This is a genomic window from Candidatus Accumulibacter vicinus (assembly GCF_000584955.1).
GTDB lineage: Bacteria > Pseudomonadota > Gammaproteobacteria > Burkholderiales > Rhodocyclaceae > Accumulibacter > Accumulibacter vicinus.
The window spans coordinates 33,471-34,043 of the sequence record NZ_JDSS02000037.1 but is presented as its reverse complement, the minus strand read 5'-3'; the positions used below and the strand labels follow the sequence as shown (position 1 = coordinate 34,043).

General features: G+C 70.2%; 1 protein-coding gene. It reads right to left on the bottom strand.

Annotated features, from left to right (window positions below; genetic code table 11):
* Nucleotides 1–10: 10 nt before the first annotated feature.
* A complete protein-coding gene (locus CAPSK01_RS16000; protein ID WP_034928938.1) occupies nucleotides 11–463 on the bottom strand; it encodes a hotdog family protein in 453 nt (150 codons plus the stop codon).
* Between the last annotated feature and the right edge of the window lie 110 nt (nucleotides 464–573).

Genomic DNA, 573 nt, shown 5'->3' with positions numbered 1-573 from the left:
AGCGCGCGCTTCATGGCCGTCGTGCCGCGGCGACCGTGGCGGCGTCGAGGACGACGGCGGCGCGTCCGTCGACCAGGCAGCGGCCGGCGTGGCTGACCGAGAAGCGGTAGAGGAGATTGTGGCTGTCGCTCGACAGGCACTCGGCCTGGACGCTCAGTTCCCCAGGCAGGTCATCAAGCCGGGCGACGTGCAGGGTCACGCCGCGCAGGCTGGTCAGGTAGCCATGGCGAGGCCGTCCACCGGTTTCGGCAAGCAGCGCGCCATGCACGGCCATCGCCTGCGCCGCGTACTCGATGGCGTTCGCTGCGCCCAGGCGACCCTCGGCGCGCAGCGGGTTGGCCGGGTCGGTATGGCTGGTTGCGCGGCAGGAAATCGTCGTCGCCGACCAGTCGACGACCGACTCGAGCAGGCACATGCTGCCCTGGTGGGGGATATGCTCGGTGATCCAGCGGTGATCTAGCAAGGGACGCAGTCCACGCGCAGTTGCATCGGCGGCAGGTAGTCGAGGCAGACGCTGCCCCCTTCGCGCCTGGCCAGCCTGTGCAGTAGCGGCAGGCTGCGCAGCGCCGGAAT